The 19,637-nt window shown below is 62.1% G+C and carries 19 protein-coding genes; 13 read left to right on the top strand and 6 right to left on the bottom strand.

Annotation, left to right across the window (positions count from 1 at the left end; genetic code table 11):
• The first annotated feature begins 15 nt into the window (after nt 1-15).
• From NKJ17_RS00385 to NKJ17_RS00375, 3 genes are read left to right on the top strand one after another with little or no spacing between them, the layout of a single operon-like run.
• Nucleotides 16-1,338 (top strand): YeaH/YhbH family protein, encoded by a 1,323-nt coding sequence (locus NKJ17_RS00385; protein ID WP_352476946.1) that lies wholly within the window; start codon nt 16-18, stop codon nt 1,336-1,338.
• The gene (locus tag NKJ17_RS00380) at nt 1,338-2,876 is read left to right on the top strand and encodes a SpoVR family protein (RefSeq protein WP_352686276.1); all 1,539 of its coding nucleotides are present in this window, start codon (nt 1,338-1,340) and stop codon (nt 2,874-2,876) included. Before NKJ17_RS00385 ends, NKJ17_RS00380 begins: the two co-directional genes overlap by 1 nt.
• Complete coding sequence (locus NKJ17_RS00375; RefSeq protein ID WP_352686274.1) at nt 2,873-3,463, top strand: DUF1772 domain-containing protein; 591 nt, start codon at nt 2,873-2,875, stop codon at nt 3,461-3,463. Before NKJ17_RS00380 ends, NKJ17_RS00375 begins: the two co-directional genes overlap by 4 nt.
• A gap of 67 nt (nt 3,464-3,530) precedes the next feature.
• Here NKJ17_RS00375 and NKJ17_RS00370 read toward each other — a convergent pair whose 3' ends face one another.
• On the bottom strand, nt 3,531-3,776 hold the full coding sequence (locus tag NKJ17_RS00370) for a hypothetical protein (protein ID WP_352507037.1): 246 nt from the start codon (nt 3,774-3,776) through the stop codon (nt 3,531-3,533).
• A gap of 49 nt (nt 3,777-3,825) precedes the next feature.
• On the bottom strand, nt 3,826-5,826 hold the full coding sequence (locus NKJ17_RS00365) for a protein-L-isoaspartate(D-aspartate) O-methyltransferase (RefSeq protein WP_352507038.1): 2,001 nt from the start codon (nt 5,824-5,826) through the stop codon (nt 3,826-3,828).
• A 303-nt stretch (nt 5,827-6,129) separates the two neighbouring features.
• Between NKJ17_RS00365 and NKJ17_RS00360 the strand changes: the two genes are divergently transcribed.
• On the top strand, nt 6,130-8,541 hold the full coding sequence (locus NKJ17_RS00360) for a phosphoketolase family protein (protein WP_352507039.1): 2,412 nt from the start codon (nt 6,130-6,132) through the stop codon (nt 8,539-8,541).
• Nucleotides 8,541-9,722: an acetate/propionate family kinase gene (locus NKJ17_RS00355; RefSeq protein ID WP_352507040.1), complete on the top strand. Its 1,182-nt coding sequence runs from the start codon at nt 8,541-8,543 to the stop codon at nt 9,720-9,722. Before NKJ17_RS00360 ends, NKJ17_RS00355 begins: the two co-directional genes overlap by 1 nt.
• Before the next feature lie 33 nt (nt 9,723-9,755).
• Here NKJ17_RS00355 and NKJ17_RS00350 read toward each other — a convergent pair whose 3' ends face one another.
• On the bottom strand, nt 9,756-10,838 hold the full coding sequence (locus NKJ17_RS00350; RefSeq protein ID WP_352507041.1) for a sensor histidine kinase: 1,083 nt from the start codon (nt 10,836-10,838) through the stop codon (nt 9,756-9,758).
• 130 nt (nt 10,839-10,968) lie between these two features.
• On the bottom strand, nt 10,969-11,184 hold the full coding sequence (locus NKJ17_RS00345) for a KTSC domain-containing protein (RefSeq protein ID WP_352476940.1): 216 nt from the start codon (nt 11,182-11,184) through the stop codon (nt 10,969-10,971).
• A 128-nt stretch (nt 11,185-11,312) separates the two neighbouring features.
• Here NKJ17_RS00345 and NKJ17_RS00340 point away from each other — a divergent pair, with 128 nt between their 5' ends.
• Entirely contained in the window at nt 11,313-11,930 is a 618-nt protein-coding gene (locus NKJ17_RS00340) for an alpha-ketoglutarate-dependent dioxygenase AlkB (protein ID WP_352507042.1), read from the top strand.
• 42 nt (nt 11,931-11,972) lie between these two features.
• Here NKJ17_RS00340 and NKJ17_RS00335 read toward each other — a convergent pair whose 3' ends face one another.
• Entirely contained in the window at nt 11,973-12,437 is a 465-nt protein-coding gene (locus tag NKJ17_RS00335; protein WP_352507043.1) for an NUDIX hydrolase, read from the bottom strand.
• A 125-nt stretch (nt 12,438-12,562) separates the two neighbouring features.
• Between NKJ17_RS00335 and ku the strand changes: the two genes are divergently transcribed.
• The 4 genes from ku (at nt 12,563) to NKJ17_RS00315 (ending at nt 15,875) form a co-directional block, all read left to right on the top strand.
• Nucleotides 12,563-13,396 (top strand): non-homologous end joining protein Ku, encoded by an 834-nt coding sequence (ku, locus tag NKJ17_RS00330; protein WP_352507044.1) that lies wholly within the window; start codon nt 12,563-12,565, stop codon nt 13,394-13,396.
• 93 nt (nt 13,397-13,489) lie between these two features.
• Nucleotides 13,490-14,890: a PAS domain-containing HWE histidine kinase family protein gene (locus NKJ17_RS00325; RefSeq protein ID WP_352686267.1), complete on the top strand. Its 1,401-nt coding sequence runs from the start codon at nt 13,490-13,492 to the stop codon at nt 14,888-14,890.
• Nucleotides 14,891-14,965: 75 nt separating this feature from the next.
• The gene (locus NKJ17_RS00320) at nt 14,966-15,337 is read left to right on the top strand and encodes an avidin/streptavidin family protein (protein ID WP_254815773.1); all 372 of its coding nucleotides are present in this window, start codon (nt 14,966-14,968) and stop codon (nt 15,335-15,337) included.
• A gap of 130 nt (nt 15,338-15,467) precedes the next feature.
• Nucleotides 15,468-15,875 (top strand): HD domain-containing protein, encoded by a 408-nt coding sequence (locus NKJ17_RS00315; protein WP_352507046.1) that lies wholly within the window; start codon nt 15,468-15,470, stop codon nt 15,873-15,875.
• A 30-nt stretch (nt 15,876-15,905) separates the two neighbouring features.
• Here the strand turns inward: NKJ17_RS00315 and NKJ17_RS00310 are convergent, their stop codons facing one another.
• Nucleotides 15,906-16,316: a DUF427 domain-containing protein gene (locus NKJ17_RS00310; protein ID WP_352507047.1), complete on the bottom strand. Its 411-nt coding sequence runs from the start codon at nt 16,314-16,316 to the stop codon at nt 15,906-15,908.
• A 177-nt stretch (nt 16,317-16,493) separates the two neighbouring features.
• Here NKJ17_RS00310 and NKJ17_RS00305 point away from each other — a divergent pair, with 177 nt between their 5' ends.
• The 3 genes from NKJ17_RS00305 to NKJ17_RS00295 all read left to right on the top strand — a co-directional run bounded on the left by NKJ17_RS00305 (nt 16,494) and on the right by NKJ17_RS00295 (nt 19,547).
• Entirely contained in the window at nt 16,494-17,309 is an 816-nt protein-coding gene (locus NKJ17_RS00305) for an endonuclease/exonuclease/phosphatase family protein (protein ID WP_302893445.1), read from the top strand.
• 63 nt (nt 17,310-17,372) lie between these two features.
• Nucleotides 17,373-18,773 carry a phospholipase D family protein gene (locus NKJ17_RS00300; RefSeq protein ID WP_352507048.1) on the top strand — a complete coding sequence of 467 codons (1,401 nt, stop codon included), beginning with the start codon at nt 17,373-17,375 and terminating at the stop codon, nt 18,771-18,773.
• Between the two features lie 471 nt (nt 18,774-19,244).
• A complete protein-coding gene (locus NKJ17_RS00295; protein WP_352507049.1) occupies nt 19,245-19,547 on the top strand; it encodes a hypothetical protein in 303 nt (100 codons plus the stop codon).
• Nucleotides 19,548-19,637: the final 90 nt, after the last annotated feature.

Raw genomic sequence — 19,637 nt, 5'->3', positions numbered from 1 at the left:
AGCCCGGGGTAACATATGCCGATCTTCATCGATCGCCGACTGAACCCGAAGGACAAAAGCCTCGGCAATCGGCAGCGTTTTCTGCGGCGGGCGCGCGAAGAGTTGAAGCGCACGATCCGCGATCAGATCCGCACCGGCAAGATCGCCGACGTGGACGCCGAGCATGCCGTTTCGATGCCGGCGCGGGGCACCGGCGAGCCGAGCTTCAACGATGCCAGGAACAGCGGCAGCCGCCAGCACGTCCTGCCCGGCAACAAGCATTTCTCCCCAGGCGACCGGCTGCCCAAGCCCGGCCAGGGCGGCGGCATGGGGTCCGCCCCGGGGAGAACCGAATCGGAGGACGATTTCCGTTTCGTGCTGTCGCGCGAAGAGGTGCTCGACCTCTTTTTCGAAGACCTCGAACTGCCTGACATGGTCAAGCTCAACCTCAAGGAGATCCTCGCCTTCAAGCCGCGCCGGGCCGGCTTCGCCGCGACCGGCTCGCCGACCAACATCAATGTCGGGCGCACGATGCGCAACAGCCATGGCCGCCGCATAGCGCTCAGGCGTCCCAAGCAGGAGGACCTCGATGCGATCGCGCAGGAGATTGCGTCGCTGGAGGCGAAGCCGCAAAACGTCGAGATGCGCCAGCGCATCGTGGCGCTGCAGGAAGAGTTCGATCGACTGGAGCGTCGCCGCAAGCGGATCGCCTATGTCGACCCGGTCGATATCCGCTTCAACCGCTTCGACGCGCAGCCGGTGCCGAACGCCAACGCGGTGATGTTCTGCCTCATGGACGTGTCCGGTTCGATGGGCGAACGCGAGAAGGATCTGGCCAAGCGCTTCTTCGTGCTGCTGCACCTGTTCCTGAAGCGGCGCTACGACCGGACCGAGGTGGTCTTCATCCGCCACACCCACGAGGCGCAGGAGGTCGACGAGGAAACCTTCTTCTACAACACCCAGAGCGGCGGTACGGTGGTTTCCACCGCGCTCGAGGAGATGCACCGCATCGTCGAGCAACGCTATCCCAGCCGCGAATGGAACATCTATGTCGCCCAGGCCTCGGACGGTGACAATTTCGTCACCGATTCCGAGCGCTGCATCGCCCTGCTCGACGAACAGATCATGCGGCTGTGCCAGTATTTCGCCTATGTCGAGATCCTCGACGAGCGCGAGAGCCACATCTTCGGCGCTACCGACAACGGCACGTCGCTATGGCGTGCCTACAGTGCGGTCAAGCTGAGATGGTCGAACTTCCAGATGAGCCGCATCGCCACCGCGGCCGACATCTACCCGGTTTTCCGCCAGCTCTTCGCCAGACAGCCGGGCTATCAAAAGAGCGGTGAAAGAGGGGGCTGATGGCGAGCAGATCCGGGCTGCTGTTTTCCGGTTCCGACTGGGATTTCAGGACGCTGTCGCGCGCCTACGAGACCATCGAGGCGATCGCCACCGAAGAGCTCCACCTCGACACCTATCCGGTACAGATGGAGATCATCTCGTCCGAACAGATGCTCGACGCCTATTCCTCGGTCGGCATGCCGCTGATGTACCGGCACTGGTCCTTCGGCAAGCACTACCTCTACCAGGAACTGCTCTATCGCAAAGGCGGGCGAGGGCTCGCCTATGAACTCGTCATCAATTCGAATCCCTGCATCGTCTATCTGATGGAGGAAAACACCATGGCCCTCCAGGCCCTGGTGACGGCGCACGCAGCACTCGGGCATAACCATTTCTTCAAGAACAATTATCTTTTCCGGCAGTGGACGGACGCCGGCGCCATCCTCAGCTATCTCGACTTCGCCAAGGGCTATATTGCCCGCTGCGAAGAGCGGCATGGCGTCGATGCGGTGGAAGAGATCCTCGATGCCGCACACGCGCTGATGGAACAGGGCGTGTTCAGATATCACCGGCCGCCGAAGCTGTCGTCGGAAAAGCAGCGCGAGGGCCTTCGCGAGCGCCTGGAATACGAGGAGCGCTCCTACAACGATCTGTGGCGCACGCTGCCGCCGTCCAAGGACGGCACCAAGGTTCGCGAGACGGACACCATGGCGGAGCGCAAGAAATCGCTCAACCTGCCCGAGGAGAACCTGCTTTATTTCCTGGAGAAGAACAGCCTGATCCTGGAACCGTGGCAGCGTGAGGTTATCCGGATTGTCCGCGTTATCGCGCAGTATTTCTATCCACAGCGCCAAACGCAGGTGATGAACGAGGGCTGCGCCACCTTCGTGCATTACACGCTGATGAACCTTTTGTTCGACCGCGGGCTGATCGGCGAAGGTGCCATGCTGGAGATCCTGCGCAACCATTCGAACGTGATCTTCCAGCCGGGCTTCGACGATCCGCGCTTTTCCGGTATCAACCCTTACGCGCTGGGGCTTGACATGATGCAGGACATCCAGCGCATCTCGACCGCGCCGACGGCCGAGGACCGCGACTGGTTCCCCGATATCGCCGGTAACGGCGACTGGCGCCAGACCTTGCTGGACGCCTGGGCCAACCATCGCGACGAGTCCTTCATCCGCCAATATCTGAGCCCTACCCTGATACGGAAATGGCGGTTCTTTGTGCTTGCCGACGCTGCCAACGACCCCCATTACGAAGTCGCCTCGATACACAATGAGCGCGGCTACGAGAGTATCCGCAGCGCACTCGCCCACAGCTACGACATCGGCGCCAGCCGGCCGGACATCCAGGTGGTGGATGTGGACCTGCTCGGCGACCGGCATCTGCGCCTGCAGCACAAGGTCAAGGACGGCATCGTGCTGGAAGGCGGCAGCCGCGACGCCACGCTGCGCCACATCCGCAAGCTCTGGGGCTACGAGGTCAGCATGGTCGCGGTCGACGCGCAGACCGGCGCCAGGCTCCACGAACGCTCGACCAGCCAGATCGGGGAATGACCGAACAGCCTGCCGGCGAAGTCGGGCGCCTTTTCAGGATCACCAACCACCCTATCTACGCGCGCACCACGAGGGCATGGTCGGGAGCAGGAAACATGCGCGCATTGACGATCGCCACGCTTCTGTTGGTCGCCGTCTCGATGGCGCTCTCGCTCGCGCACGCTTTGGAATTGCCCGGCAAGTTGCGCCTCAAGGAGGCCACCTACAGATCAGTGCAGGCGATCTACTATCCCGGCTTCACGATCGGCGGGTTCGCCGAGATCGGCGGCATCATTGCGCTCGCCGTCCTGCTTTACCTGACGCCCTATCCAAGCGCCCGATTCTGGTGGACCTTGGCGGCGCTTGTCTCGCTGCTGGCGGAGCACGCGACCTATTGGTCGGTCACGCACCCCGTCAATAATTTCTGGGTGCAAGACACTGCCCTGCCGAAATCCGCCGCGACGTTTTTTTCAATGTTCTCTCGAAAGCAGACCGGCGACTGGAGAGATTTGCGCAACGTCTGGGAGGCTTCGCATGTCGCCAGGGCAGGCCTGGCAGTGCTGAGCCTCGTCTCAATTGCTGTCGCCGCGACATTTTTTGCCGAATAGCCCCAGGGATTAAGGTCAGGGGACGGACCCGGCGCCGTATTGTCTTAACGTCAAGCGATCCGGCCGTTCAGCGGTCGGCGCGATGCTTGTTGTGGGCGCTTTCCTGGTGCTCGCCGCGGATGATGTTGCGATCGTCGGGATCGGCAATATCCTTCGGGTCCGATCTGAGCTCGGCACCGCGCCGGAACGCCTCGCGCTCTTGCCTGGTCTTGTTCAAATCCGCTTCCGCGTCGAAATCCTTGCCGGCGTTTTTCGTGTTCTCGCGCTCTTCGATGATGCGCAATTGCTGCTCATGAGTCTTCTTTCCGGCCATTGGTGACCTCCTTCCTTTCGATTTTCCGCTTTCCCAAGGTCCAGATTCGCTACAGCCCGAAAGGATAAGTCTCGGGAAGGCCTGTCCCCGCATGCTCCGGCCCAAGCGGCGTCACGGCATTGGTCTCATCGAACCAGACGAAAGCATCGAACTGGCGGGCGAGCGAGGCGTCCGCATAGTGGCTGTGCAGCTCGGTCTCGGGCCGATAGATGACACCGATAAAGCGTTCCAGCCGGCGCTCCAGAAGCCGTTGGCGCAGCGTGTCGTCGCGCTCGAAATCGAGCAGGAAAGGCGAGACGCCGCTGTCGTGGCAAAGCCGCTCATAGCTGTCGTTGTGGGAAGGCCGAACCGGTTTCACTTCCATGTCGCCGTCCCAGTCGGTGGCAGCGGCCACCGTCCCGGAATGCGTACTGAGACCAATCAAGGCAACCTCGTCGCCAAGACGCTGGCGGCAGAGCTGGCCGATGTTCAATTCGTCCCTGACGATCCCCATCTCGGTATAGCGGGCATCGCCAATATGGGAATTATGCGCCCACACCACCGCCTTGGCGTTCGGGCCGCGGGCCTGCAGCAGGTGCTCCAGCGTTTCGAACATGTGGGTGTCGCGCAGGTTCCAGGATTGCGCGCCGCCATAATACATGGTGCGGTAATAGCGCTCGGCGGAGGCGACCAGGCGGGCGTTCTGGGTGGCGTCGAGGAAATCGAACCCGTCCTGCTGCGCATAGTCGAGCTCTCTGGCGAGCAGTTCCCGGCATTGCTCGAGCACGGCCTTCTCGCATTTCTGGTAGCCGGAGGTGAGTGCGACACGGCCATAAGTGGCCGGGTCGTTCTGCCACGGAGTCAGGCAGCCGTAGCGTTCGCGTGCGATCCTCGCCGCCTGCGGATCGACCCGGTCGAGATATTGCAGGACCGCCGCGATCGACCCGCCCATATTGTAGATGTCGAGGCCATAGAACCCGGCCCGCCGGGAGGATATCCTGATCCGCTCGTTATGCTCTCGCATCCAGTCGACGAACGCAGCGACGTCGGTGTTGCGCCACATCCAGGTGGGAAAGCGCTGGAACGGCGGATCGGCGCCCGGCCGTGGTGGCCGGTGGCGGATGTAACGGTCGATCGCCGCCGCATCGGGCCAGTCGGCCTCGACCGCGACGATGGTGAAGCCATGCTTCTCGATCAGCCTGCGCGTGATCGCGGCGCGCGCACGATAGAACTCCGACGTGCCGTGGCTGGCTTCGCCGAGCAAGACGACGCGGCGGTCGGCAAACCGGTCGAACAGCGCACCGAAGGCCGGATCGTCGAAATCCGGAAGCGGTTCGGCGGCGGCCGCTATCATCTGCGGCAGGCTGCTCCTGCGCTGATGCCGGTGCGGAAGATCGGCCGCTATCTGGCTGTCGCTGCCTGGCTCGCCCCAGCCTTGCTCGCCGATCAGCGGAACAAACCGCACGCCGCCGAAATCCTCCTCGGTGTAAGTTGCTGCGCCGGTCCGGGTGACCTTGAGCAGGCGCTGCGCGTCGAATTCGTCGCCGACCGGGATGATAAGCCGGCCGGCGACGTCGAGCTGTTCCTGCAGCGCGAGCGGTGCGCCGGGTCCAGCGGCGGCAACCAGGATCGCATCGAAGGGTGCAGCCTCTGGCCAGCCCCTGGTGCCGTCGCCAGTGCGGACTTCGATATTGTCGTAGCCAAGCTTTTTAAACCGCTGCCTTGCCGTTTCAGCCAACGCGGCGTGGCGCTCGATGGTGTAGACACGTTCGACGATCCGGCTCATTACGGCAGCCGCATAGCCCGAGCCGGTGCCGACCTCGAGAACATGGTCACCGGCTCCGACCTCGGCCATTTCGATCATCAACGCAACGATATAGGGCTGCGATATCGTCTGACCTTCGGCGATCGGCAGCGGCCCGTCCTCATAGGCAAATTCTTCAAAACCAGGCTCGACGAAAGCCTCGCGCGGGACCTCGCGCATCGCCTGAAGGACATTGCGGTCGCGAACGCCACGGCGGCTTAGGTGAATGTCGACCATTTGGTTGCGGGCATGGGAGAGATCGAGCATTTTTTGCTCCTCCTACGGGCCTCCGCCACAATCGCCCAAGCTGCTCAAACGGCACTTTGGCCAGTCGATGTCCCCGGGGCCTCGGCAGTCCCCTTGCATTCATGCAATGCGGTACATCTTCCTAACCGTTGGCAAGCCCCGAGGTTCCTCAAAAGACCGACCCGCTTTTGTCGGGCGAGGCGGATTGCAGGATCGGCAAGCGGAACTGGCCGCGCCCGCCCAAACTTATTTCGAGGCAAATCCTTTCTCCGAGGCGGCGCCACTCCAGATAACGACGGACGAGGGTATTCCGGAGGCATTTCCATGAACGACGAGGCCCGCACGACTGCGCAAACAACCGGCCTTGACCAGATGGATCTGATGGACCGCTACTGGCGCGCCGCGAACTACATTTCGGTTGGCCAGATCTATCTGCTCGACAATCCGCTCTTGCGCGAGCCCATGCGGCCCGAGCACATCAAGCCACGGCTGCTCGGCCATTGGGGCACAACGCCCGGCCTCAATTTCATCTATGTGCATCTGAACCGGATCATCCGTGAACGTGGTCTCGATGTTCTGTTCATCTGCGGGCCGGGTCACGGCGGCCCGGCAATGGTCGCGAACACCTGGCTCGAGGGCACCTACAGCGAGATTTATCCCGAGATCGGCAGGGACGAAGACGGCCTGCGAAAGCTGTTCCGGCAGTTCTCGTTCCCCGGCGGAGTGCCGAGCCACGCGGCCCCGGAGACACCCGGCTCGATCCACGAAGGCGGAGAGCTCGGCTATGCGCTGGTCCATGCCTTCGGCGCCGCCTTCGACAATCCGAACCTTGTGGTTGCCTGCGTCGTCGGCGACGGCGAAGCCGAGACCGGCCCGCTCGCCGCGGCCTGGCATTCCAACAAGTTCCTGAACCCGGCATCCGACGGTGCCGTCCTGCCGATCCTGCATCTCAACGGCTACAAGATCGCCAGCCCGACGATCCTCGGCCGTATGGAAGACGAGGCGTTGCGCAGCCTGTTCCTCGGCTATGGCTACGAAACCTTTTTCGTGGAAGGCCACGAGCCTGCCCCGATGCATCGGGAGATGGCCCGCACGCTCGATACCGTGCTCGACCGGATCCACTCCATCCAGGAGCCTGCACGAGCCGCGGGCTGGAAGGGAGAGCGGCCGCTGTGGCCGATGATCGTGCTGCGCAGCCCAAAGGGCTGGACCGGGCCGAAAGAGGTCGACGGCAGACGAGTCGAGGATTTCTGGCGTTCGCACCAGGTGCCGGTGTCTAACGCGCGCGGCGACGCGGCGCACCGCCAGATCCTCGAAGACTGGATGCGCAGCTACGAACCGAAGACGCTGTTCGATGAAGGCGGGCATCTCCTGGCGGAGCTCGCGGCGCTGGCGCCCACAGGGCCCAGACGCATGGGCGCAATCCCCTACGCCAATGGCGGCCTGCTGAAGCAAGACCTCGTGCTTCCCGACTGGAAAGGCCTGGCGCTCGAGGTACCGCGTCCGGGCGGCACTGTTGGGGAGGCAACGCGGACCGTGGGGAGCTATCTTCGCGACGTGATCCGCTTGAACGCCGAGGCCAGGAATTTCCGGCTGATGGGACCCGACGAGACGTCCTCCAACCGCCTCGACGACGTGTTCGAGGTTACGGACCGGGTCTGGATGGAGCGGATCGAGCCTTACGACGTTCATCTTTCCCGCGGCGGCCGCGTCATGGAAGTGCTCAGCGAGCACCTTTGCCAAGGCTGGCTGGAGGGCTATCTGCTGACCGGCCGCCACGGCCTGTTCTCGTGCTACGAGGCGTTCGTCCACATCGTCGATTCCATGGTCAACCAGCATGCCAAATGGCTGAAGACCTCCGGCGAACTTGCCTGGCGCAAGCCGATCGCCTCGCTAAACTACCTGCTGACCTCGCATGTCTGGCGGCAGGATCACAACGGCTTCAGCCATCAGGATCCGGGCTTTGCCGATTTCGTCGCCAACAAGAAGGCCGACACGGTAAGGCTCTATTTCCCGCCGGATGCAAACACGCTGCTGTGGATCACCGACCATTGCCTGAAAACCTACAACCGCATCAACGTCATCGTCGCCGGCAAGCAGCCGGCGCCGCAATGGCTGTCCGCCGAGGACGCGGAAGCGCACTGCAAGGCCGGCGCGGGCATCTGGGAATGGGCCGGGACGGTTGCCAAGGGCGAAGATCCGGATGTGGTCCTGGCTTGCGCCGGCGACGTGCCGACGCTGGAGACGCTTGCCGCAGCCGACATCCTGCGCTCGGGCATTCCGGACCTGAAGATCCGCGTCGTCAATGTCGTCGACCTGATGATTTTGCAGTCGAATTCCGAACATCCGCATGGCTTTGCCGACGACAGATTCGACGCGCTGTTCACCAAGGCCAAGCCGGTCATCTTCGCCTATCACGGCTACCCCTATCTCATTCACCGTCTGACCTACCGGCGCGCCAACCACGACAACATGCATGTGCATGGCTTTCGCGAGGAAGGCACGACGACGACGCCGTTCGATATGGTCGTGCTCAACCAGCTCGACCGCTATCATCTGGCGCTCGCCGCGATCGCGCGTGTGCCGGGGCTGGCCGAGCGGGCGAAGGAGCTTGCCGCGGCGCTGCATGGGAAATTGGCTGAGCACAAAGCCTATGTCCGCGAACATGGCGAGGACATGCCCGAGATCCAGAAATGGTCCTGGCCGCAGGACGGCGCGACAAGGGCCGGCGATTGATGCGACGATCGATCCTTGCGTTGAATGCCGGCTCGTCGAGCATCAAGTTCGGACTTTACGACCTTGCAGCATCCGCCGAGCTGGATCTTGCCTCGCGCGGTTCGCTGGATCTGGGCGATGCGCCAAGGCTGACCGCGAAAGCCGCCGATGGGGAGCTGCAGTGCGATCGGCCACTTGCCGCGGACGCATCGCCCGACATGGGCCTCGGCCAGATGCTGCAATGGATCGAGAACGAACTTGGCGGAAGGAAACTGATCGCCGCCGGCCATCGCATCGTTCATGGCGGACGCGAGTTCGTCGAACCTGTCCGCCTGACACCGACAATTATCGAGGCTCTCGACAGGCTGACGCCGCTTGCGCCACTGCACCAGCCGCGCAGCCTCGCGCCGATCCGGGCGCTTGCCGCGTTGCGGCCCGACCTGCCGCAGGTCGGATGTTTCGACACGGCCTTCCATAGGACCATCGAGCCTCTGGTCAGCCGTTTTGCGCTGCCGCGTCGCTATGAGGCAGACGGCATCCACCGCTACGGCTTTCACGGGCTTTCCTACGAATATGTCGCGGGCCGGCTCAAGCAGAGATCGCCCGATCTGGCGGCGAAAAGAACCATCGTCGCCCATCTCGGTAACGGGGCGAGCCTGTGCGCCATGCGCGACGGGAGAAGCGTCGATACGACGATGGGCTTTTCGGCGCTTGACGGCCTGGTCATGGGCACACGCTGCGGCGCCATCGATCCGGGCGTGCTTTTGTACCTCCTGCTGGAAAGAGGGGTTTCGGGAGAGGCGCTGCAAGACATGCTCTACGAGGAATCCGGCCTGCTCGGCGTGTCCGGCATTTCCGGCGACATGCGAACGCTGGAGGCCAGCGATGACCGCCGGGCGCGCGAAGCGGTGGAGCTTTTCGCCTTCCGCGCCGCCAGGGAAGTTGCCGCCCTCGCCAATACGCTGGGCGGGCTGGAATGCCTGGTGTTCACCGGCGGCATCGGCGAGCACTCTGCCGCGGCCCGCAAAGCGATTTGCGGCAGGCTTGGCTGGCTCGGCGTGGCGATCGACGAAGCCGACAACAACTCCCATGAAGCGCTCATAAGCCAGGCGGATGGCAAGGTCGAAGTCCGCGTCATCGCGACCGACGAAGAAGGTGTCATCGCCCGCCACACGCGCAAGGTGATCGACGGGCCTGGCTGATGCGGATGGCCTTGATGGCGCTTGCTCGACCGGCTACGTCGCGACGGCGGCCGATCTGTTGAACACGATGGTCACCCGCGTTCCTTTGCCGGGGGCAGAATCCACCTCGAACCGGGCTTTGGCATTTTCAATCAGCGATTGAGCGATCAACGCTCCGAGCTTGCCGGGTTTCGGCCAGGTCTCGCCTTCGGGCAGGCCGATGCCGTCATCGGCGACTACGATGCGAAAACCGTCTCCGTCGACGACGCTGCGCAGCGTGATCGTCCCGCCTTCGCGACCCAGAAAGGCGTGTTTCAGCGCGTTTGTCAAAAGCTCATTGACCACCAGTCCCGTCGGCATCGCCACGTTGATGGACACCGGATAAGTGTCGACCTTCATATCGAGCCGGATGCCCTGCATGGCGTGCGACGTCATCACGGCGGAAGCGATCTGGCTGAGATAGACGCCAAGGTCCACTTCGGCCTTCTGTTCGTCGGCCGACAGCGTCTGGTAGAGGATTGCGAGCGCATCGACGCGGCCGGCGAGGCGCTCGAAACCTTTCTGATCAGGCGATGCCGCACTGCGGGCCTCCAATCTGATGAGAGCCGTGATCATTTGGAGATTGTTCTTCATCCGATGCTGCAACTCGCGCAGCAGCATGTCCTTTTCCCGAATGCGTTGTTCGATGGCCTCGCTGTCGCTTGCCTTGTGCGCGGTAACGTCGACAAGGGCGACCAGTCGAAAGGACCGTCGCCCGCGCTCGTCCTCGATCAGGTTCGAATAGACATCGACGATGGCTGGCGCTGCGGCGGCACGTTGTATCCTGAATGTTCCCGCGCGATCGATATCCTCGACGATGGCCCGGGCCAGCGGCCGGTCCTTGTATTCGCTCAAGCCTTCTCCGCTCAGTGCGGCCCAGTTCCAGCGCTCGAGCTCGGCGACGGATACGCCTGACAATTTCTGGAACTCGGAATTGACATAGACGACACGTTCATCGCCGCTGAGATCGGAAATTGCGATCGCGATCGGCAGCTGGTCGAGAAATCTCTTGAATTGTTCGCTATCCAGCACGCCCGCCAGATGCGGGGTATCGAGCAATTGCTGGAGCTGCTCGGTTGTTTCGACTTCGGCGGGCATTCCAGGCTTTCGATGTTTCCGGTGAAACCATGATCAATATCAGGTCGCTCACCAACTGCGAAGTCCGCTCATTGCCGCGCGGCTACGAATGGCGGAGAGCCGAGATCATGGTTGAGAAGCGTCGGAAGACTCAGCTCGAATGGCTCTGCTCGACCAGATGGTATTTATACCGGTCGCGAATATGTTCGTTGAAGAACCGGCCCTTCGACGAAGCCTTGCGGAACGCGGCGTGGACCTGCGGCGGAACGTCCTCGTAATCATAGCGGTTTCCGCTCGGGACGAACCACACCGAGAGTACCCTCGTCGCCGGCTGGTAGTCGATGTTTCTGATCGCAGTTGAAGGCATCTCGACAGCTCCAATGCTCGGCAGTGCTCCAATCCACGCCATCGTGTGAATAACCCTGCACGGAGAGCGAGGTTCCTTGCTGCCGAAGCAGCCTTGCCGCTACGGGCCGGCTTCACCAAGTACAGTTGATGCCACCGCTCAAGACATCGGCTGCAGCCCGTCAGGGCGATCTCTTTGCCGCCACCGACGACCTGCCGGAAGGATTCCGCTACCGGCCCGAACTGATCACGCCGGACGAGGAAGCAGCGTTGGCAAGCCAGCTCGACGGCCTGCCTTTTCAGCCCTTCGACTTTCACGGCCATCTGGCAAACCGGCGGGTGGTCGGCTTCGGGCTGCGTTACGACTACGACCGGCGCGAAGTCGTCGAAGCACCGCCGATACCCGGCTTTCTGCTGCCGCTCAGGGACAAAGTTGCAGCCTTTGCCCGCCTGCCGGCCGAAACCTTCGTGCAGGTGCTGATCAACGAGTACCGGCCGGGCGCCGGTATCGGCTGGCACCGCGACAAGCCTCATTTCGAATTGGTCGCCGGCGTTTCGCTGCTGGCCGCCTGCAGCTTCCGCCTGCGCCGGAAAAACGGCACGCGATGGGATCGCAAGACGGTCACCGTCGAGCCAAGATCAGCCTATTTGATGACGGGTGCTGCGCGCAACGAATGGGAGCACAGCGTTCCGCCGGTCGCCGAGCACCGCTATTCGATCACATTACGCACGCTGCGCGCGCAAAATTCGCTTGGGATAGCGCCGTAAGGCAAGCCAGGCGCCGCCCTGAAGTACTGAGCCGATACGATTTCATGGGTCGCCATGCCGACCGGCCAAATCCGCCAGCATGGCGCGCTGGCCTTTCAGTATCTTGACGTTGGCTTCAGGCAGGGAGAACCAGCCCGCTCTGTCGACTTCGGCAAATTCCTTCATCGAGCCGGACCTTGGCGGCCATTCCATGACGAAGGTGTTGCTGCTTATGGCGTCGCTGTCGAAGTCCGCTTCGACGCACCACGCGACGACGAGCTTGCCGCCCGGCTGCCGGTAGCTGCCAAGGTGTTCGAAAACTCCATCGATGGCGACCCCGAGCTCCTCTTCGGCTTCGCGTTTTGCCGCCGTCAGTTCGTCTTCGTTCTCGTCGACCAGGCCCTTCGGGATCGACCATGCGCCGTCGTCCTTCTTCGCCCAGAATGGGCCGCCGGGATGCACCAGCAGCACCTGAAGTGAACCTCGGCTTTGGCGATAAATGAGCAACCCTGCGCTGCGTTTGGCCATTCCGCTATTCCCCTGACGAAAATGAACCGAATGTTCTCGTCCGGGCCGGCGTATGGACCAGCCTGCCACGGCGGAACGATTTCGGCTCGCAGCCGTTCCGTCCGTTCGGCAAATGAGTGATTGACATGGCGACGCCGCGAGCTGCCTGGAAGGGCTTTATGAAAGTCGGATCGGTTTCCTGTGGCGTCAAGATCATCGGCGCCGTCAGCGAGGCCGAGAAAGTGCATTTCAGGATCCTGAACCGCAAGGACGGTCTCCCGGTCAAGAGCGCTTATATCGACGAGGAGACCGGCGATACGGTGGAGGCTGCCGACCAGGTAAAGGGCTATGAAGTCGAGAAGGGCGAATTCATCCGCATAGAGCCGGACGAAATCAAGAAACTAAAGATGGTATCGCAGCACACGCTCGAGATCGGCGAGTTTGTGCCCACCGCCGAAATCGACGCACGCTACCTCGAAAAGCCCTATTATCTGGTTCCGGCCGACGCGCCCTCCACTGAGGCCTTCGCGGTGATCCGGGACGCCATGGCCAGGAAGAAAGTGGCAGCCCGCTCCTGCGTCGTGCTGTACCAGCGAGGCCGAGAGGTGCTGATCCAGCCGCTGGGCAAGGGCATGGTGATGACGGAATTACGCAACCACAATGAAGTGGTCGCAACGGACGCGGTGTTCGAAGGACTGAAGGCTCGCAAGGTCGATCCCGAGATGCTGGAAATCGCGCAATTGCTGATCGACAAGAAGCCCGCCAAATTCGACCCGTCAAAGTTCGAAGACACTTATGAACAGGCGCTGGTTGCGATGATCGAAGCCAAGCGCAAGGGCAAGAAACCGCCCAAGCCGGCACCTGCGCCGAGGACGAATGTCGTCAACCTCGCCGATATTCTGCGCAGAAGCCTGGCGCAGGAAGGCGGCAAGGCTCCTAACAAAGGTCGGGGAACGGCCGCGAAACGCAGATCAGCCTGAATGTCCGAAAGCGGATCGAACGGAACCGAAAACGCTCGCGCGCATTTAGATGACGTAGCAATCCGTCGCCAAGCCAAGCGGAGCGGGGGACTGGTGGACGTCGTTGAACTAAAGACTGGCGGAATCCCGCAAGTTTCCTCCGCCGATCTGATGCAGGCGTTGCCTGTGGCTGTCTACACCACCGACAGACAAGGCTACATCTCGTTCTTCAATGAAGCCGCTGCCGATCTCTGGGGATATCGTCCGGTTATCGGCCAGGACCGCTGGTGCGGATCATGGAAGCTTCGCCACCTCGACGGACGGCCGATGGCGCACGACGAATGTCCGATGGCCGTTGCCTTGCTGGAGGAGCGGGACGTTCCTGGGGGCCGGGCGATCGCCGAGCGGCCGGACGGCCAGTTCATCCCGTTCAGCGCGTATCCGGTCCTGCTTCGCGATGCGAACGGCGAGGTCGTCGGCGCCATCAACACCTTGCTCGACCTGCGCACCCAGGCGCTGGCTGACGACGCCAGCATAAGGCTCGCTGCCATCGTCGAATCTTCGATGGACGCGATCGTGTCGAAAGACCTGAACGGCATTATCACCAGCTGGAACGACGCGGCACAACGCCTGTTCGGCTACACGCCCGCGGAGGCGATCGGTCGCCCGGTGACGATGCTCATCCCGCCCGACCACCTGGATGAGGAAGCCATGATCATCAGCCGCATTCGCGCCGGCGAACGGATTCCTTCATATGAGACTATCCGGCAGCGCAAGGACGGCACCCTGGTTCCGGTTTCGCTCACCATCTCGCCGATACGCGACGGCATTGGGCGTATCGTCGGCGCTTCCAAGATCGCGCGCGACATCAGCCCGCATAAGGACAGCGAACGGCGTATCCGCACACTCATGCGCGAAGTCAACCATGGCGTTAAAAACCAGTATTCGGTGATCGTCTCGATGATCCGCGAGACCAGCAAGCTGGCGGGTACGCCAGAGGCTTTCCTTTCCCAAGTCCGGGAACGCATCATGGCACTTTCGGAATCACACGATCTGCTGGTCGATGCCGAATGGCGTGGCGCGACCATCGGCGAACTAATCCATGCCCAGACTAAGGCCTTCGCGACACAGGCCAGGCTATCGATGAGCGGGCCGATGATCATGCTGCAGCCGAATGCGGTGCAATATCTCGGCATTGCCTTTCACGAGCTGGCCACCAATTCGGTAAAGCACGGAGCGCTGTCGCGCCTTGACGGGCGGGTCGAGGTCGAATGGACCGTGACGCCAGCCGCCGATGGCAGCGACGGCTTCCGCCTTGTCTGGCGGGAACTGGACGGACCATTGGTCGATGAAAACACGCGACGCGGTTTCGGAACGGTCGTGCTCAAACGCGTCACCCCGCAGGCGCTCAGCGGCACCGGCCGCCTGGAATTTGAGAGGCACGGCATCACCTGGACGCTGGAAGCGCCGCTGCGCTTCGTTCAGATGTCGATGGCTGGCATTGCGGCTGATTGAAGGCCGCTACCTCGGCCGCGGCTTGGAGGCCGTGTGCCAACGCAATCCCTATGGCAGCAATCAGGAGGAGCAGCGATGAGTTGGCTGGGCACCTGGCGGAACCAGTACGGGTCGGTCGTCGAACTGACCAGCGAAGAGGGCGGACGGATCAGCGGAACCTTCAGGACGGCGCTGGAGGACAGCGCCTTCTTCGGCACGACGGTGCCGCTGTTCGGAGCCTGCCATGGAGATGTCATCGGATTCACCTGCGCGGCCGAAGGGCGGGTCGGAGCCGCGGCGGTGAGCTATACCGGCATCCTCAGGAACGGGAAGCTGGAGATGCTGTGGCACACCGTTGCGGATGCCGCTTTGTCGGCGGAAAAGGAAGGGGCGCCGGCCCGAGCCAGGAAACTCCCCGCCTGGCGTGCCTTTGGAACCAGCCTCGACAGTTTTGAACGCGTCTCCTGACTATTCCGCCCGCCACCGCGGCATTCAGCTCGCAAGCGAGGCAGCAGGGTCCCGCGGCGCGTAGGAACTCGCACTGACAATGGCGCGTTGGTGCGCCAGGACATGTGCTGTTCGTTACGGGATCGACCCAATGAGCGTGCTTTATCGCGCAGCGAAAATCGCCGAACAGGCCCATGCCGGGCAGACGGACAAGACAGGGCGGCCTTATATCGAACATTGCCGCCGGGTCGTCGATGCCGTCGAAACGCTCGATCAGAAAGCCATCGCCTATCTTCACGACGTCATCGAAAAAGGCGACGGTTGGAATCGCGACCGGCTTGAGGCGGCCGGGTTCGGGCCGTCCATCGTATCGGCCGTCGACGCACTGACGCGGCGGCCGAACGAGGACGATTCCGTGTTCGTTCGTAGGGCTGCGGCCAATCCGCTGGCGTTGCCGGTCAAGCGCGCCGATCTTGTCGACAATCTATGGCAGGCACGGCAGATCGGTGCCTCGACAGAGAAATACGAAGACAGCCTGCGCATCCTTGAAGAGTTCTGACGGAAAGCTGGCGCCGTTGCCAATGTGAGTCTATTCGGTGACGTGCGGCGTATGCCGCTTGTCCTCCGCGGGATCGGCCTCAATCCGCGCCCGGCCGGGATCGAACGCGCCGTGGCGGGCGATCGCCAGTGCCGGGGTGTCGGGCGTCTCGTAGGCCCACATGAAGTCTTCTGCCGACGAGCCGACCGCATGAACACGCCAATAACTTGCCGTGCCCTTCAGCGGGCTGTGGCTCGTTGTGTTCGTCTTCTCCAGAAGGTCGAAATAGATGTCCTCGAAGGGTATGTAGAAGACAGGATCATGACCGTCTTCGTAGAGCAGCTTTGCCCGCGCGCTCGACGCAATAATGGCGTCGGAGAACCGAACGGTTACGGTTCCATCGAACGGGACGATCCTGAGCGGGCCTGAGCGGGGGGCGGAATTTGCGGCTAAGGGCTGCATTCGACTTCTCCGTTGACTGCGCTGCCCTCCCGAAACGTGTTGTTGCCCGTCAGGGTTCCAGACCGCGCGCCGAGGCCGGTGGTGGAACGGTTTTGCAAGGTCGTCGTTGTTTCAGACCTCCGCACGCGCCATAATCGCAATGGCCGCCACTCGCCGACTCAACAGCAAATGGATCACATGCTGGATCGATCGCCTACCCTTCCAAGGTCGCTTGGCGCTGCGCTGCGAAGGGAAGTGCCGCGGTTTACGGCGCCCGGCAATGAAATTTCGTGCACCACGGTTGCATCCTACAATGTGCATAAATGCGTCGGCACCGACGGCAGGTTCGATCCGGAGCGGGTCGCAGCCGTGGTCAAGGAACTCGACGCCGATATCATTGCCTTGCAGGAGGCCGACGAAAGGACCGGAAGCAGGCAGGGTTTGCTCGATCTCGCAGCGCTCGAGCGGGACAGCGACCTCGTCCCCACACATGTCCCGGAAAACCGCCGCAGCCATGGCTGGCACGGAAATCTGATCCTGGCGCGCCGCGGCGTGGTCGAAAGCGTGAACCAGATCCGGCTGCCCGGCCTTGAGCCGCGCGGTGCGGTCATCGCGGATCTGGAGCTGAAGGGCGTCTCGCTCAGGATCATAGCCGCACATTTTGGCCTGCTGCGGCGGTCGCGCTCGCAGCAGGCCAACGCGCTGGTCGAAGCCACGCACCCGGTTCTGCGGCCGACAATCCTGCTTGGCGACCTCAACGAATGGCGCGTCCGCAACAGGTCTTCGCTGCTGGCCCTGCTGCCGCATTTCGGTCCGATCGATGCGGTTCTGCCGAGCTTTCCGTCGCGCTTTCCGCTGTTTGCGCTCGACCGCATCCTGGCCAGGCCGCCGCACCTGATTTCCAGCATCGAGGTGCACAAGACGCCGCTGGCGCAGCGCGCTTCCGATCATCTGCCGATCAAGGCCCGGCTGAACCTGGACGCGATACGGCAGCCGCGACTGCAACCAGAATGAACCTGAAGGGTTGTTAGTCAGATTTCAGACGGTTTGCTTCGCTGATGTTTGTCGGTGCACTTCATGGATACAGCCATTTCGCGGTTTGCCCGGGACAAGATCGCGGCCGGCAATAGCGGGTTGCTGCTGATCGCCGACAATTATGACGCGTTTGCCGCGCGAATCCTTGCGGCGCGCAGTGCCACCAGCAGCCTCGACCTGATGTACTATCTCTGGCACGACGACCATAGCGGCCGGCTGCTGATGCAGGAGGTCGTCAAGGCGGCGGAGCGCGGTGTTCGCGTCCGCATGCTGCTGGACGACATCAATCCGCGCAACAGCGACGCCGCTTACCTGGCGCTCAACAGCTACAAGAACATCGAGCTGAGGCTGTTCAACCCCAGCGGCATGAGGAACGGCAGCATCTTTCGCTCGCTGGAGATGGTCGCCCGGCTGTTTGCGATGACCCGCCGCATGCACAACAAGGCCTGGATCGCCGACGGGAGCCTGGCCATCGTCGGCGGAAGGAACATCGGCGATGCCTATTTCGACGCTGCGGAGACGAATTTTCGCGATCTCGACCTGTTGCTTCTCGGTCCTGCCGTAGGGCAGACGATGCAGATCTTCGAGGCGTTCTGGAGTTGCGAGGCGGCAAAGCCTATCGAACTGCTCAACCCGGCTACAGCGGGCTCGCGCGCCGATTTCCTCGACAATCTCGATGCGACCGCGGACGGCCAGCTTTTGAACAGCCTCCGTGCCTGGCGCACGATCACGGAGTTCATTGTAGCGCACAGCGACGTCTGCTGGACGAAAGGCGTTCGCGTCATTTCCGATCCGCCGGAAAAGGTGCGCGGCAAGAGGCGCAGGAATTGGCTGACAAAGGAGCTGCTTCCCGCTATCGCGGCGACCAGGCAGCGCCTCGAAATTGTCTCGCCCTATTTCATCCCCAGCCGCACCGGGTTGGCCATCCTGTCGAAGTTGGTGGACCGTGGCGCCGAGGTTGCAATCCTGACCAACTCGCTCGCCGCGACGGACGTCGCCGCCGTGCACGGCGCCTATGCCAAATACCGCCGCAAGCTGCTTAAAAAAGGTATCCAGCTTTTCGAATTGCAGCCCTTCGACCGCCAGGCCAACATCTCCGTTTTCGGCTCAAAGGGAGCCAGCCTGCATACCAAGGCCTTTACGGTCGACGACACGCTGGGGTTTGTCGGTTCCTTCAATTTCGATCCGCGTTCGGTGTCGTTGAATGCGGAAATGGGCGTGCTTTTCCACGATATCAATCTGGTGATGGAGTTGCGCCGGCTGTTCGAGCACGAAAAGTCACCGCAGACGAGCTACCAGCTGGTCCTGGACAAAGGCGCCTTGCGGTGGCTCGGCTTGGCGGATGGCGAGATGCGGCAATATTCGCGTGAACCGGAGGCCAGTCTCTATCGGCGCATCGTTGCAGCGCTGGTTGGGTGCCTGCCGATCGAATCGCAATTGTAGAAGCGACGGATTTGTCGGAACGCGACTCTTTGTCGGAACGGAAATGCGGGATCACGAGTTGTAATCCGGTCCGGAGCATGCCGATGAAGACCACGCTATACAGTTTTCTTGCTGAGCTCTTGCCGTTCTGGATGGCGCATAAACGCAAAATGCGCGCCGACCGTGTCGCTGAGCGGCCGACACGATCTGCCGCAGGTGACGATGTTCGGCCGTCAGGCGACCCGAACCGCGCAACACCGGCGCGACGGCGCAACGCGTCTTAGGGCGGGATGCCTGCAAATTACACCCCGCCCCAAATGTCTGGTTAGCGACATTCTGCGACGCCAAATGATTTCGCTTGACTGCAAAGCTCTAGCTCTTTGGCGATCACGCTATCGTTAAGTATCGCTGTTTGAAATTCGGCGTTGCCAAGCATCCATTTTGCAGCACGTACGTTAATGACACTACAGTTTGCCGTTACAGGTGAGCACCATGAGTGCTAATGCGATAGAATTCTTGCAGGACTGGATTCACGAAAACGTTCATGTGCCGCCGCCTCCGATCAGGCTTGAAAAGGAGGCGGAAATCCTCGCCAAGGAATGCAAGCAAGAGGCGGCCAACGCCGGGGTACCCATCGAAGACATCGAGGAAGAGGTTGGCGACCTCAAGGATCTGCTCGTCGCCAAGCTCGAAGACGCAGCCGAGGACGAGGCCAGGCAACTCAATGGCAAGGGCAGCGACATGAATAGAACGGCTGAAGCCAGCGGTCGGGCGACACTGCAGAACAATCTGTGATTCAGGGCGGGCCGAACAAATGCGCCGCTGAGGACGCCGCAATCTCCTGGGCATTTTCAGCGGGTTCGTACTGCAGCGGGTTGCCGTGGC

It is taken from the genome of Mesorhizobium sp. M0208 (assembly GCF_040322015.1).
GTDB lineage: Bacteria > Pseudomonadota > Alphaproteobacteria > Rhizobiales > Rhizobiaceae > Mesorhizobium.
Note: the sequence above shows the minus strand (reverse complement) of the source record. Positions and strands in the feature narration are given on the sequence as shown.